The sequence below is a fragment of the Halomonas sp. KAO genome (genome assembly GCF_015595025.1).
In the GTDB taxonomy this organism is placed as follows: Bacteria; Pseudomonadota; Gammaproteobacteria; order Pseudomonadales; family Halomonadaceae; genus Halomonas.
In genome coordinates this window covers 190,224-204,689 of the sequence record NZ_JADNRL010000037.1, presented here as the reverse complement: position 1 = coordinate 204,689, position 14,466 = coordinate 190,224, and the positions used below count along the sequence as shown (strand labels likewise).

At 68.0% G+C, this 14,466-nt stretch carries 9 protein-coding genes; 7 read left to right on the top strand and 2 right to left on the bottom strand.

Annotated elements, in window-relative coordinates; all coding sequences use genetic code 11:
• Nucleotides 1-38: 38 nt before the first annotated feature.
• Together IOC61_RS16940 and IOC61_RS16935 are read right to left on the bottom strand one after the other, a co-directional pair.
• Nucleotides 39-368: a hypothetical protein gene (locus tag IOC61_RS16940; RefSeq protein WP_195689902.1), complete on the bottom strand. Its 330-nt coding sequence runs from the start codon at nucleotides 366-368 to the stop codon at nucleotides 39-41.
• 5 nt (nucleotides 369-373) lie between these two features.
• Nucleotides 374-1,024, bottom strand: a complete 651-nt coding sequence (locus IOC61_RS16935) for a flavin reductase family protein (RefSeq protein WP_195689901.1) — start codon at nucleotides 1,022-1,024, stop codon at nucleotides 374-376.
• A 257-nt stretch (nucleotides 1,025-1,281) separates the two neighbouring features.
• Here IOC61_RS16935 and IOC61_RS16930 point away from each other — a divergent pair, with 257 nt between their 5' ends.
• From IOC61_RS16930 to recD, 7 genes are all read left to right on the top strand, one after another.
• Nucleotides 1,282-1,728, top strand: coding sequence for a DoxX family protein (locus tag IOC61_RS16930; protein ID WP_195689900.1), 447 nt, complete (start codon nucleotides 1,282-1,284; stop codon nucleotides 1,726-1,728).
• 168 nt (nucleotides 1,729-1,896) lie between these two features.
• Nucleotides 1,897-2,586, top strand: coding sequence for a pirin family protein (locus IOC61_RS16925; protein WP_195689899.1), 690 nt, complete (start codon nucleotides 1,897-1,899; stop codon nucleotides 2,584-2,586).
• A gap of 84 nt (nucleotides 2,587-2,670) precedes the next feature.
• Nucleotides 2,671-3,240: an NADPH-dependent FMN reductase gene (locus tag IOC61_RS16920; RefSeq protein ID WP_195689898.1), complete on the top strand. Its 570-nt coding sequence runs from the start codon at nucleotides 2,671-2,673 to the stop codon at nucleotides 3,238-3,240.
• Entirely contained in the window at nucleotides 3,237-4,163 is a 927-nt protein-coding gene (locus IOC61_RS16915; RefSeq protein ID WP_195689897.1) for a pirin family protein, read from the top strand. Before IOC61_RS16920 ends, IOC61_RS16915 begins: the two co-directional genes overlap by 4 nt.
• A gap of 189 nt (nucleotides 4,164-4,352) precedes the next feature.
• Complete coding sequence (recC, locus tag IOC61_RS16910) at nucleotides 4,353-8,045, top strand: exodeoxyribonuclease V subunit gamma (RefSeq protein ID WP_195689896.1); 3,693 nt, start codon at nucleotides 4,353-4,355, stop codon at nucleotides 8,043-8,045.
• On the top strand, nucleotides 8,042-12,136 hold the full coding sequence (gene recB / locus IOC61_RS16905) for an exodeoxyribonuclease V subunit beta (RefSeq protein WP_195689895.1): 4,095 nt from the start codon (nucleotides 8,042-8,044) through the stop codon (nucleotides 12,134-12,136). Before recC ends, recB begins: the two co-directional genes overlap by 4 nt.
• Nucleotides 12,133-14,400: an exodeoxyribonuclease V subunit alpha gene (recD, locus tag IOC61_RS16900; protein ID WP_195689894.1), complete on the top strand. Its 2,268-nt coding sequence runs from the start codon at nucleotides 12,133-12,135 to the stop codon at nucleotides 14,398-14,400. The genes recB and recD overlap by 4 nt, the downstream gene beginning before the upstream one ends.
• The last annotated feature ends 66 nt before the right edge of the window (nucleotides 14,401-14,466 follow it).

The window sequence follows — 14,466 nt, the reverse complement described above, 5'->3', positions numbered from 1 at the left end:
CCTTGCCAGCCTCAGGCTTGAGCCAAACGGGGGCATCCTTATCTAGCCCCCAAGCCAGCGAACCAGTCCGCATAGGGAGTGTTCTCGACCTTGCGCCGCGTATAGTCCGGCGCATTGTCCTCCCACCACACCGGGCCGCGCTCGCCCAGCGCCCGCTTTGCAGCATCGACCCGTTCACGTGCCTCGCGCTCGGCACGGGTGTCACCGGTGCGGCGGGCCTGGCCGACATCGCGACGGGCCTTCATCAGCCGCTGTACCTCCTCCCTGCGCTGGGAGTCCGGCAGGGAGGGGTCACTGCAGCGCCATAGCCGGCCACGAACGACGATATAGCGACCGTCAGGCGTTGTGAGTGGCGTCGAGCTCACCATCCGGCTCAACCGCCGCGCTGCTGGGCGCTCATGGCGCTCCCCGAGGCCGGGCGCTCCACCTCGAAGAGATCGCTGCAGCGGGCGTAGTCATTGCCGGCCATTCGCCCGAGTGGGCGCAGCCCCTCGACGCTGACGTGCCGGCCATCCCACACGGCATCGTCGACATGGATCGACACCACCTCGGCGAGCACCAGGTTGCCGGCCAGTGGTTGATCACCGAAGCGGATGATCTCACGCAGCCGACAGCCGAAGGCCACCGGTGCCCCGGCCACTCTGGGTACCGAAACGCCAGCCATGGCGACCTTCTCTAGCCCGGCATGGATGAATTCGTCATCACCGTGTTCGAGCCCGGCACTGGTGGCATTCATCTCCTGAACCAACCCCTCACCGCTGATATGCACCACGCACTCGCCCACCTGCTCCAGGTTGCGAATGGTGCCCTTTGGATTGGCGTCACCATCGAGCAGGGGGGAAAAGCCCAGCACCGGCGGGTTGACGCTGACGACATTGAAGAACGAGAAGGGTGCCAGGTTGGCATTGCCACGGTCGTCCAGGGTCGAGACCCAGGCGATCGGTCGCGGACAGATGCTGCCCGAGAACAGCCGGTAGATCTTTCCGGCGCTTAGCTCCTGCTCGCCCAGCAGATAGTCGCTCATGACTGTGCCTCCATTATCGAATCCTTCCTCGATGGTACCCCATTCTCGAGTGCGCCCAGCCCCCCGGCAGCGCACGTGATGGTTTCGCTCACCGGCACGCTCCGCTCAAAACATTTCTAAAATATCGAACATAAAGTGCAAAAACAGCCGCTTTTCATCGATACAAGTGAACGCCTACCATGCACACATCGCTTCGGAGGGCTTAGCCACCAACGACGCTCTCCACCCGGCTTATCCCATACTCCAGGAGGTACGACATGACTACGGCACTCGTTCAAAAGGCACTCGCGACCCCGGCAAGCCTGGCTCCCCTCGCCCTGCGCATTCCCGCCGGCATCATCTTCATGGCTCACGGCGCCCAGAAACTGTTCGGCTGGTTCGGCGGTTTCGGCCTGGAAGGAACCGGGCAGTGGCTGGCCTCCATTGGCCTGGAGCCCGGTTACCTGATGGCCCTCGCCTCCGGGAGTGCCGAGTTCTTCGGCGGCCTCGCGCTGTTGATCGGCCTGCTGACGCGCCCCGCGGCACTGGTCCTGACCGTCACCATGCTGGTCGCGATCTTCACTGTCCATATCGGCAACGGCATGTTCATGAGCAACAACGGCTATGAATTTGCCCTCGCCATGGCCGCCATCTCGGCATCACTGGCGATCAGCGGTGGCGGACGGTTCTCGCTGGATCAGCATCTGGCCAGGAAGGTGCAATAAGCCTTTCAAGGGCAGAAGAAAGACCTCAACCGTCGATGATGGAGACCGAGGCTCGTCGGTCCGCACTCGAGACCAGGCCGTGATCGGCGTCACGGCCTCGATAAGGCGCCATCGTGTGACGGTGTCATTTCCCCAGACATCAACTCCCCGAGACATCCAGGAGGCAACATGATACTGCGACGCGCCAATGAACGCGGTCATGCCGATCACGGCTGGTTACGCTCCCGACACACCTTCTCGTTCGCCGACTACTTCGACCCCGCCCATATGGGGTTCAGGAAGCTGCGTGTCATCAACGAAGACCGAGTCCAGGGCGGGGCCGGCTTCGGTGCCCACCCGCACCGGAACATGGAGATCATCTCCTACGTGCTGTCGGGCACCATGGCCCACAAGGACAGCATGGGCAATGGGGCGGTCATGCAACCCGGTGATGTACAGCGCATGTCGGCGGGCACCGGTGTGGTGCACAGTGAGTTCAACAACTCCTCGAGTGAGGAGCTTCACTTCCTGCAGATCTGGATCGAGCCGAAGCTGCAGGGTATCGCTCCCAGCTACGAGCAGAAGAGCTTTCCGGAAGAACAGCGACAGGGTGAGTGGCGACTGGTCGTTTCCGAAGCGGGCCGCGATGGTTCGGTCAGCATCAACCAGGACGTCAACCTCCATGCCGGACTGTTCGATGCCGGCGAACAGGCAGCGACACCGACGGTACGCCATGCCTGGCTGCATGTGGTCCGCGGCGAAGCCGAGGTCAACGGCCAGCGGCTCTCGGCCGGCGACGCCGCCGCCTTCGAGCCCGGCGAGTCCATCGACGTGACCGGCGTCGAGGCCTCGGAAATTCTACTGTTTGATCTGGCATAACGCCTCGGGATAGTGTCGACCGGCGGTGTCACCGACCTCCGCTGGTTCGACCCCAACTGCAATCACATCGTCCAGGGAGACGTCATGACTGACACACTCAAGGTTCTCGCCATTTCCGGCAGCCTGCGAAAGGATTCCTACAATACCGCGGCACTTCATGCGGCCCGAGACGCGGCCCCTGCCGACATCAGCATCGAGTTCGCCGATCTGTCACGGATTCCCCTCTACGACCAGGACCAGCGTGACGAGAACGTACCGGCTGCCGTGACCAGGCTCGTGGAGCAGGTCAAGGAAGCCGACGCGCTGCTGTTCGCCACACCGGAATACAACTACTCGATGTCGGGCGTGCTGAAAAATGCCATCGACTGGGTCTCCCGCGAGCAGCCTCAGCCATTCGCCGGCAAGCCCGCCGCGATCATGAGCGCCAGCATGAGTCTGCTGGGCGGCGTGCGAGCGCAATACGACCTGCGGCGCTCCATGGTCTTCCTGGACATGCACTGCGTGAACAAGCCGGAAGTGATGATTGCCTCTGCCCATGAACGCTTCGATGCCGAAGGCCGTCTTACCGATGAGACCACCCGCGAGTTCATCGCCAAGCTGGTAACGGCCCTGGGCGACTGGACCCGGCAACTGCAGGCAGGAGAACAGCGATGAGCACACTGACACGGCAACCCGATGAAGCCCTTGACCAGGACTGCACAAGTCCGGTCGGCTGCCAGGCGATCGACCTGTTGATCGAGCCGCGTGACAAGGACCTGGGCGGTTTCTCGGTACGTCGCCTGCTGCCCGTCCAGAAGCGCCGCATGGTCGGCCCCTGGATCTTCTTCGATCATATGGGTCCTGCCGACTTCCCCGCCGGGGAAGGCATCAACGTGCGGCCCCACCCGCATATCAACCTGGCCACGGTCACCTACCTGTTCGAGGGCGAGATACTGCACCGGGATTCGGTCGGCAGTTACCAGCCCATCCGCCCCGGTGACGTCAATCTCATGGTCGCGGGCAGGGGGATCAACCACTCCGAGCGTGAGCGCCCGGAGGTCACCGAGAGGGCCCATCGCCTCAACGGCCTTCAGCTCTGGCTGGCGCTGCCCGAAGCCGACGAGGAGACCGATCCGGCGTTTTACCACTACCCCGACGCCGATATCCCCCGTGTCGAGGTCGCGGGCGTGCCGATCCGCGTGATCATGGGCAGCGCCTACGGCGCTACCTCGCCCGTCAAGGTGTTTGCGGACACGCTGTATGTCGAGGCGCACCTGCGCGCCGGGCAGAGCATCAAGGTACCGGCGGCGGAGGAGCGCGCCGTCTATGTGGCCGAGGGTGAGCTGAACACCGATGACACCCGCATCCCCGAGCACGCGATGGCCGTGTTGACTGATGCCCCCGACATCGAGCTGACGGCAACACGCGACTCGCGCATCGCCATCGTCGGTGGGCAGCACCTGGGCCATCGCCATATCGAATGGAACTTCGTCTCCAGCCGTCGCGAGCGCATCAGGCAAGCCAAGGCGGACTGGAAGGCCCAGAACTTCCCCAGGGTGGCGGGGGACGAGGAGGAGTTTATCCCCTTCCCTGAATGACTCGGCCCTAAACCATAGGCAGGGGCCAAGGCTATCGCAGATGGCAGTACCGCTCAAGACCGTTCCGGCGCCTTTCGCTATCACCCTGTCGGTCACGGCGATAGCCCCGAGGCAGGGGCATGCCCCGCTTCATGCCCCTGCCGATTTACGGCACCATGAGGGTCCGCCTATCGTTGCGAAGGACTCGCCATGCCCTCATGCCTCTCCCAGGAAACCGAGCTTACTCCCGGGTTCATGGTGATCCATGGCAACCGCCTGGAGGCCCTGCGGGGCCTGGCGGTCGAATGGATGCGCCGCCACCCGCTCGCGCCACTGGAGAACGAGACGATCCTGGTGCAGAGCAACGGCATCAGCCAGTGGCTGAAGCTGGCGCTCGCCGAGGACCGCGACCAGGGTGGCGCCGGGATCGCCGCGGCCCTGGACGTGACCCTGCCCGCGCGCTTCCTGTGGCAGGCCTACCGGGCCGTGCTCTCCCAACGAGAAGGCGAAGACGCCGTGCCCCCGGTCTCCCCCTTCGACAAGCCGCGCCTGGCGTGGCGGCTGATGCGGCTGCTGCCGACCCTGCTCGACTCCTCCACCTTCGCTCCCCTGGCACGCTTCCTGGAAGGCGACGATGACCTGCGCAAGCGCCATCAGCTCGCCGAGCGCCTGGCGGACCTCTTCGACCAGTACCAGGTCTATCGCGCCGACTGGCTCGCCGCCTGGGCGAAGGGGGAGGATGTGCTGATCTCCGCCCGGGGCGAGGCGCGCCCCCTCGCCGAGGAGCAGTGCTGGCAGGCCGAGCTGTGGCGGGTGCTGCGCGACGATATCGCCAGGGCCCATGGTGAGGCGGGCCTCGCCTCGAGCCGCGCGGCGGTGCACGAACGCTTTCTGGCGGCATGCCGGGAGCTCGACACAACGCATCGTCCTCACGGCCTGCCCCGCCGGGTCATCGTCTTCGGCATCTCCTCGCTGCCCGCCCAGACCCTAGAGGCGCTGGCCGCCATGGCGCGGGTCAGCCAGGTGCTGCTCTGCGTGCACAACCCCTGCCGCCACTACTGGGCGGATATCATCGAGCACAAGGACCTCCTTCGGGCGGAGCGCCGGCGCCAGCAGCGGCGCCCCGGCATGCCGGCGGACCTGGCCGAGACCGAGCTGCATCTGCATGCCCAGCCTCTGCTGGCCGCCTGGGGCAAGCAGGGCCGCGACTACCTGCGCCTGCTGGATGAGTTCGACGAGGCCCAGGCCTATCGTCGTCTGTTCGAGGGCGAGTCGCTGCGCATCGACCTGTTCGAATCCCCCCTGGGCGAGAGCGAGGCAGCGGCGGCCTCCCCGGAGATGAACCCCGGCCTGCTTCGCCAGCTGCAGGACGATATCCTCGAGCTGCGCCCCCTCCAGGAGACCCGCGACACCTGGCCGGCGGTGGACCCGGCCCACGACCGTTCGCTGCGCTTTCAGGTGGCCCACAGCGCCCTGCGTGAGGTGGAGATCCTTCACGACCAGCTGCTCGCCGCCTTCAGCGAGGACCCGACCCTCAAGCCCCGCGACATCCTGGTGATGGTGCCCGACGTGGACCAGTACGCCGCCGCGGTGCAGGCGGTATTCGGCCGCCTCGACGCCGACGATCCGCGCCATATCCCCTTCACCCTATCCGACCAGGCCAGCCGCCACCGCCTGCCGCTGCTGATCGCCCTGGAATCGCTGCTGCGCCTGCCGGAGCTGCGACTCTCGGTAAGCGACCTGCTCGACCTGCTGGAGGTGCCGGCGCTGCGTGCGCGTTTCGGCATTCCGGAGAGTGGCCTGCCCACCCTGCGCCGCTGGATCGAGGGTGCCGGCATTCGCTGGGGGCTCGACGCCCATCAGCGCCAGAGCCTCGACCTGCCGGAGGGCCTCACCGCCAACACCTGGTCCTTCGGCCTGCGCCGGCTGCTGCTCGGCTATGCGGTAGGCGCCGCCGCCGAGGGGCCCTGGCAGGACGTGGAACCCTATGACGATATCGGCGGCCTGGAGGCGGCTCTGGCCGGCCCGCTGATTGACCTTGTCGATACCCTGGAAACCCAGTGGCGCACCCTGGCCGAGCCCTGTGATGTGGCCACCTGGGGCGAGCGGCTGCGCGGCCTGCTGGAGGCCTGTTTCCTGGCCGACTCGGACCAGGACCTGATGGCGCTGACCCGGCTCGAGCAGGCACTGGAAAGCTGGCAAGAGAGCGCCGAGGAGGCCGAGCTCAGCGAACCCCTGCCGCTCTCGGTGGTGCGCGAGCACTGGCTTGCCCAGATCGACGAGGCGAGCCTCTCGCAGCGCTTCCTGGCCGGGGCGGTGAACATCGCCACCCTGATGCCGATGCGCGCCATCCCCTTCCGCCACGTCTGCCTGCTGGGCATGAACGATGCCGACTACCCGCGGGTGCAGCGCCCGCTGGATATCGACCTGATGGCTCAGGACTACCGTCCCGGCGACCGCTCGCGCCGCGAGGACGACCGCTACCTGTTCCTCGAGGCGCTGCTCTCGGCCCGCGATCGGCTGAGCATCAGCTGGGTGGGACGCAGCATCATCGACAACACGGAGCAGCCCCCCTCGGTGCTGCTCGGTCAGCTGCGCGATCACCTCGCCCGGGGCTGGCGCCTGGCCGGAAGCGAGGACGAGGCCAACGGCAACGCCCTGCTGGCCGCGCTGACCACCGAACACCCGCTGCAACCCTTCAGCATCGACTATTTCCGGGGTGCGGCACCGGGCACCGGTGGAGAGGGCTCGGGTCTTGCCACCTACGCCCACGAGTGGCGCGAGCTGCATCGCCCCGACGCCGAGTCCGAGGCCGACTCGACCATGGCGACACCGCTGGCGCCATTCCGCCAGGAGAACCCGCTGACCCTGGCCCAGCTGGGCAACTTCCTCAAGGCGCCGGTGGAGGCCTTCTACAACACTCGCCTCAAGGTCCATCTCGACACCGAGGCCACCGAGTCCCTCGACAGCGAACCCTTCACCCTGGACGGCCTCGATCGCTGGCAGCTGCAGAATGCCCTGATCGAGGCGAGCCGCGCGGCGGTGGAGGCCGGCGAGCCCCATGAACCCGCCATGCTGGCCACCCTGGAGCGTCTGGAGCGCGAGGGGCGCCTGGCCATGGGCGGCTTCGCCGAGCGCATGCGTGACGAGCTCGTCGAGCCCATGGAGAGTCTCTTCTCCGAATATCGTCAGGTGCTCGAGGAGTGGCCCCACGCCATGCAGGAGCCGCTGGACATCTCCCTCGACCTCCGGGAGACACCGGGCGACACGCCGGTACTGGAGGACTGGCTGGGCGAGCTGCGGGTCAACGATGCCATGGAGCGCTGCCGTGTGCTGCTTACCACCAGCAGCCTTGTCAACAAGGGCAGGTACCACTGGAAGCACTGGCTCACCCCCTGGGTCGCCCATCTCGCCGGCCAGCTGGAAGGGCCCATGACCACCCGGCTGCTCTCCCGCGCCGGTGGTGGCACCCTCGCTCCGCTGCCCGCCGAGGAGGCCCGCGCGCACCTGGCGATCATCGTCGCCGCCTGGCAGCACGGCATGGCCACGCCCCTGCCGCTGGCCCGGGATGCCGCCTTCGCCTGGCTCGAGAAGGGCGGCACGCCCCAGGCCATGCAACACTGCCTCGCCGGCGAGGCAGGCGCGGAGGATGACAAGGCCTGGAGAGCCCTCGTCACCGCCTACTACGGCAGTGGCTTCAACAATGACCATGGCGAGCGCGGCCGCGACGCCTACCTGATGCGCCAGTGGCCACAGCTGGAGATCATGCTGCACTCGACGGAGGCCGGCGGCTTCGCCGAGCTGGCCGAGGCGCTCTACGCCCCGTTGCTACATGCGGTGAAGAAGCCGAAAGGGAAGAGCACCAGGGGAAGCACCGGAAAGGGCAAGGGAGACAGGACATGACCCCACAGGACCAGACGCCCCCGACCCTGGACCCGATCCACCTGCCGCTCACCGGCAGCCGGCTGATCGAGGCCAGCGCCGGCACCGGCAAGACCTTCACCATCGCCCTGCTCTACGTGCGCCTGGTACTGGGCCCGCGGGACGAGACCGACACCCTTAGCTTCCCCCGCGCCCTTACCCCGCCGGAGATTCTGGTGGTCACCTTTACCAACGCCGCCACCCGGGAGCTGCGCGACCGCATCCGTGCTCGGCTGGTGGAAGCCGCCGAGGTGTTTCAATCGGAAGCTCCGTCCAATTTCAGTAAGGCAGTAGAAGAAGCCACCGAAGGGGCGCCTGGGGCAGGTCGTCGCGGAGGTCCTATGCCAGGGACGGCATCGGTAGCGCCCAGGGAGGGGTTCACAGCGCCTCCGCAGAGGCCTGCCTCAGGGAAAGCCCCGTCCATGGCAAGGGACCTTTTCGACGAACCGGCAGTGGATAATTCCCCCGCTGACTCCGGTCCCTCGAGCGACCCGCTGCTGGCCCTGCGCGACAGCTACCCCCGGGAGCGCTGGCCCGCCTGCGCTCGGCGCCTGCAGCTGGCCGCCGAGTGGATGGACGAGGCCGCCGTCTCCACCATCCACTCCTGGTGCCACCGCATGCTGCGCGAGCACGCCTTCGAGAGCGGCAGTCTCTTCTCCCTGGAGATGAACCTCGACCAGTCGGAACTCGAGCTCGAGGTTGCCCGGGACTACTGGCGCAGCTTCTACTACGCCCTGGATGCCGAGGCCCTGGCGGTCGTCAGCCGCTACTGGGAGAGCCCCGACGCCCTGGCCGAGGACGTACGCCGCCTGCAGGGCGACGCCGACCTGCTCCACGATGCCCCGTCCCCCGCCGGGGCGCTGGCCAGCATGCAGGCAGAACGCAGGCGAGTGCTGGGCGAGCTCAAGGCGCCCTGGCCCGCCTGGCTCGATGAGCTCGACGAGGCCCTGGAGACAGCCGCCGCCGGCAAGGCCTTCGATCAGCGCAAGCTCAACAGCAAAAGCCGCGCCAACTGGCTGGGCGCCCTGCGCGACTGGGTCAACGACCCCGAACTCGACACCCCGGCACTGACCGACGCCGCCTGGAAGCGCCTGACCCCGGAGGGCATCGCCGAGATCTGGAAGGACGGCGCGCCCCTGGACCACCCCGCCCTGCAGGCCATCGCCGAACTGCCCGACCGGCTCCAGGCCCTGCCCGATGCCCATGCCGACCTGCTGGCCCACGCCGTACGCTGGATGAACGAGCGTCGCCGGCGGGTACAGCAGCGTCGCGCCGAACTCGGCCCCGATGACCTGCTCGAGCGTCTCGATGTCGCCTTTGCCGGCCCCTCCGGCGAGGCCCTGGCCACCCATGTGCGGCGCCAGTTCCCGGTGGCGCTGGTGGACGAGTTCCAGGACACCGACCCGGTGCAGTACCGGCTGTTCGACCATGTCTATCGGCTCGCGGCGGAGCCGGACCCCGATACCCCCAGCGGCATCCTGCTGATCGGCGATCCCAAGCAGGCGATCTACGCCTTCCGCGGCGCCGATATCCACACCTACCTGCAGGCCCGCCGCGACACCGCCGGCCGCCATGTCACCCTGGGCACCAACTTCCGATCGGCCGAGGCGATGGTGGCGGCCGTCAACCGGGTGTTTCGGTTCGCCGAGTCGCACCCGGCCGGGCGCGGCGCCTTCCTGTTTCGCTCGACCGAAGGCGACAACCCCGTGCCGTTCCTGCCGGTCGCCGCCAAGGGCAGGAAGGATGTGCTGACCCGCGAGGGGGCCCCGGTGCCCGCGATGACGCTCTGGCATCTACCCACCGAGGACGGTGCCGCCGAAGAGGGTATCGCCAAGGGTGCCTACTTCGAGGAGATGGCGGCGCGCTGTGCCACCCATATGGCCGAACTGCTGCGCGAGGGACAGGCCGGGCGCACCGGTTTCAGCGAGCCCGGCGAGCCATTCAGAGCGCTGGCGCCCTCGGATCTGGCGGTGCTGGTCAACAACGCCGGCGAGGCCAGGGCGATCCGCGATGCCTTGCTCGAGCGCGGCATCAAGAGCGTCTATCTCTCCGACAAGGAGGGCGTGTTCGAGACGCCCGCGGCCCTGGAGCTGGAGATATGGCTGGCCGCCTGCGCCGAGCCCGACAGCGAGCGCCGCCTGCATGCGGCGCTCGCCATGCCCAGCCTGGGCATGAGCCTCGCCGCACTCGATGCCCTGCAGCACGACGAGCTGGTCTGGGAGGAGCGCGTCCTGCAGTTCCGGGCCTATCAACGCCAGTGGCAGCGCCAGGGGGTGCTGCCCATGCTGCATCGGCTGCTGGCCGACTTCGGCGTGCCCACCCGGCTGCTGAAGAGTACCAGCGGCGAACGCCACCTCACCGACCTTCTCCACCTGGGCGAACTGCTCCAGCAGGCCAGTGCCGAACTGGACGGCGAGCACGCCCTGCTCCGCCACCTCGGCGAGGCCCGTGCCCAGCCGCCGGCCCAGGCGGATAGCCACCGGCTGCGCCTGGAGAGTGACGCCGACCTGGTCCAGGTGATCACCATCCACAAGTCCAAGGGGCTGGAGTACCCGCTGGTCTTCCTGCCCTTTATCTGCGCCTTCCGGGCGAAGAAGGCCAGCGACCTGCCGCTGACCTGGCATGACGAGGCGGGGCGCCCCCGGCTCTCCCTGGAGCCCGACGAAACCGTGCTGGCACGCGCCGACGACGAGCGTCTGGGCGAGGACCTGCGCAAGCTCTATGTGGCCCTGACCCGTGCGCGGCATGCCACCTGGCTGGGCCTCGCGCCGCTCAAGGAGCTGGAGCGCAGCGCCATCGGCCAGGTACTGACCGCCGGGGCGCCGCTCTCGCCACCCGCGACGGATGGACTGCTCGAGGCCCTCTTCCCCCTTGCCCAGGGGGCGAAGGAGACGGAGCTACAGGTGCTGCCGGCCCCCGAGGCCGACAACCGGGTGGTGGCTCTCGAGACCAGCGATGCGCCCCTGCGCGAGGCCCTGAGCCCCGTTCGTCGAGCCCGGGAGCACTGGTGGATCGCCAGCTATTCCGCATTACAGATGGGCAGCGGACGCATCGGCGGTGGGGAGGAGGAGTCCGCTCTTCTGGAAGAACCCGAAACGGCACTGTTGATAGAGCCCGAAACCGCTCTGGAGGCCACCGCCCGGGAGTTGCGCGACGAGCCCAGCGACAGGGTGGCGCCAGACATGGAACGCCATCGAGCGAAGGCCAGACAAGGCGATATCTTGCGAGAAGGCGGAGTTCACACGCCGTTAAATGAGCATTTCGAGCAAGATATCAACGCCGTATGGCCAAGCGCAGATCGTTCCATTCACCGTTTCCCGCGGGGCCCGGCGGCGGGGACCTTCCTGCACGGCCTGCTGGAGTGGGCCGGCCAGGAGGGCTTCTCGCGACTGGCCGCCGAGCCCGTGCGGCTGGACGACACCCTGGCGCGGCGCGCCAACCTGCGTGGCTGGCGCGATCGCATCCCGGCGCTGCAGGCCTGGCTGCGCGGCCTGCTGGCAAGCGAGCTGCCGGTGCCGAACGCCCCCGAAGGCCCGGTGGCGCCACTGCGCCTCGACCGGCTGGAGAGCACTCGCTACCAGGTGGAGCTGGAGTTCTGGTTCGCCGCGCACAGGGTCGATACCACGCGTCTGGACGCGCTGGTCAGCACTCACACCCTGGGCGGCGCGGCACGCCCGGCACTGGAGCGCGACCGTCTCAATGGCATGCTCAAGGGCTTTATCGACCTGGTGGTGGAACACGAGGGGCGTTTCTACGTGCTGGACTGGAAGTCCAACCACCTGGGCCGTGACGACGAGGCCTACTCCGAGGCGGCCATGCGCGATGCGGTGCTCGAGCGGCGCTACGACCTGCAGTACTGCCTCTACCTGCTGGCCCTGCATCGACTGCTCAGGGCACGCCTGCCGAACTACGATATCGACCGTCATCTGGGCGGGGCGCTCTACGTATTCCTGCGCGGCCAGCATGCCCCCTCCCGCGGCGTGCATCGCGAACGTCCGCCACGCCAGCTGATCGAGGCGCTCGATGCCCTGTTTCGTGACGCCGACGCTACCACCCCGGAGGCACAGCCATGAGGTCCAGGGAGTCCACCGTGAGCGATTTCTCACCCACCGCCGAGGCCCTGCACGACACCGCAGCACTGTTCGCCCTGCTCGACCGCTGGGTGGATCGCGGCTGGCTGCGCGCCCTGGACCGCGCCTTCGCCGCCTTCCTGGCCCGGGAGGTGGCCGACACCCCCACCCCGCTGCTGCTGGCCGCGGCACTCGCCAGCCACCAGCTCGGCCGCGGCCATGTCTGCCTGGACCTGACCCAGACCCTGGCCGAGCCCGACCTGGCACTCTCGCTGCCGCCGGAGGGCGACAGCCTGGAGGACCCACCGCCTCGACCCAGCCAGCTGCTCACCGAGCTCAGCCTCGCCGACTGGCTGACGGCGCTCGCTCACCCGACGATCATCGGCGACGGCCCCGGCAGTACCCCGCTGGTGCTCGAGGGCACTCGGCTCTACCTGCGCCGCTACTGGCATCATGAGCGCTCGATCCAGCAGCATATCGCCGCCCGCCTGGAGGGCGACGCCGGTGGGGGCACCGATCATGCTCACCATGCGGCAGAGACCAGCACGCTCTCCCAGGCGCTTGCCGCCCTCTTCCCGTCATCCGACACCCTGGACTGGCAGAAGGCCGCCTGTGCCCTGGCCATCCGCTCGCCCTTCGCGGTGATCACCGGCGGGCCCGGCACCGGCAAGACCACCACCGTGGTCAAGCTGCTGACCCTGCTGCAGGCCCTGGCCCTGAGCGAAGGCCAGCGCCCGCTGCGCATTCGCCTGGCCGCCCCCACCGGCAAGGCCGCCGCGCGACTCAACGAGTCCATCGCCGGGCAGGTCAGCTCCCTGGGACTGGACGGCCTGGCCACCCTGTGGGAGCCCAATTTATCGGCGACTCATCAGTCCTCCCAGGACAACAGCGAGCGACTTCGCCAAGCGGTCCCCACCGAGGTCACCACCCTGCACCGCCTGCTGGGTTCGCGCCCCGATACCCGCCACTTCCGCCACAACGCGCGTAATCCATTGCCGCTGGATGTGCTGGTGGTGGACGAGGCCTCCATGGTCGATGTGGAGATGATGGCCGCGCTGCTCGACGCCCTGCCGCGCCGTGCCCGCCTGGTGCTGCTGGGTGACAAGGACCAGCTCGCCTCGGTCGAGGCCGGCTCGGTGCTGGGCGATCTGTGTGCCCGGGCCGAGGGTGGCCACTACACGCCGGCTACCGCCGACTGGCTCAGCGAGGCCACCGGCCAGGTGCTGCCCACGGAGATGCTCGACCCCGCTGGGGCGCCGCTGGACCAGGCCATCGCCATGCTGCGGGTCAGTCACCGCTTCGATGCCGAGAGCGGCATCGGCCAGCTCGCCGGTGCGGTCAATCGCGACCCGGTCAAGCGTGCCCCGGTCAGGCGTGACCCGGTCAATCGAGATGTACCGGGCAGGCAGAAGCGCGCCGACATTCGCCGCGTGCTCGAACACGGCTACGCCGATCTCTCGCACCTCAAGCTCGACACCGACCACGACCGCCGCCTGGAACGGTTGGTGGTCTCGGGTCACGCCGAAGGCTTCCCCGGCGCCGGCGAGGGTCGCCGGCTGCGCGGCCAGCCGCTGCCGCCACCGGTGGGGTATCGCCACTATCTGGAGACGATGAAAGACACCGCGCCACCGGCGGAAACGAACGGTGAAATCGACCGGGAGACCCTGGATGACTGGGCCCGCGCGGTGCTGGCCGCCCACGGCCAGTTTCAGCTGCTCTGCGCCCTGCGCCGCGGCCCCTGGGGCGTGGAGGGGCTCAACGAGCGCATCCGCACCGCGCTGGAGAAGGAGGGGTTGATCGACACCGGCAACGGCCGGCGGCTCTGGTACCCCGGCCGGCCGGTGCTGGTGACCCGCAACGACTACGGCCTGGGGCTGATGAACGGCGATATCGGCATCACCCTGGCGCTGCCGCGGCCGCGAGCTCCATCCGAGGGGCCTGTTCGCGGCGTTCAGGCACTGCGCGTCGCCTTCCCGGCCGGGGACGGCAGTGGCCGGATCAAGTGGGTGCTGCCCAGCCGCCTGCAGGCGGTGGAGACGGTCTACGCCATGACGGTGCACAAGTCCCAGGGCTCGGAATTTACCCACACCGCCCTGCTCCTCCCCGATGCCCCCAATCCGATCCTGACCCGGGAGCTGGTCTACACCGGCATCACCCGCGCCAGACACTGGCTCAGCCTGGTCGAAACCGGCCGCGGCCAGCTGCTGGACGCGGTGGAGAGACGGGTGATGCGGGTGAGTGGGCTGGGAGCCCCCGGGAAGACCTGAACACCCGGAAAACTGGCTGAATGACGACATTGACCCTCGAGGGGCAGGCTTCTGCTCCTACGGGGG

Bases quoted from the DNA above. Each gene is read 5' to 3' on its own strand.
- recB (WP_195689895.1), top strand. From the start codon at position 8,042: ATGACCCCACAGGACCAGACGCCCCCGACCCTGGACCCGATCCACCTG.
- IOC61_RS16935 (WP_195689901.1), bottom strand. From the start codon at position 1,024: ATGAGCGACTATCTGCTGGGCGAGCAGGAGCTAAGCGCCGGAAAGATC.
- IOC61_RS16930 (WP_195689900.1), top strand. From the start codon at position 1,282: ATGACTACGGCACTCGTTCAAAAGGCACTCGCGACCCCGGCAAGCCTG.
- recC (WP_195689896.1), top strand. From the start codon at position 4,353: ATGCCCTCATGCCTCTCCCAGGAAACCGAGCTTACTCCCGGGTTCATG.
- IOC61_RS16915 (WP_195689897.1), top strand. From the start codon at position 3,237: ATGAGCACACTGACACGGCAACCCGATGAAGCCCTTGACCAGGACTGC.
- recD (WP_195689894.1), top strand. From the start codon at position 12,133: ATGAGGTCCAGGGAGTCCACCGTGAGCGATTTCTCACCCACCGCCGAG.
- IOC61_RS16920 (WP_195689898.1), top strand. From the start codon at position 2,671: ATGACTGACACACTCAAGGTTCTCGCCATTTCCGGCAGCCTGCGAAAG.
- IOC61_RS16925 (WP_195689899.1), top strand. From the start codon at position 1,897: ATGATACTGCGACGCGCCAATGAACGCGGTCATGCCGATCACGGCTGG.
- IOC61_RS16940 (WP_195689902.1), bottom strand. From the start codon at position 368: ATGGTGAGCTCGACGCCACTCACAACGCCTGACGGTCGCTATATCGTC.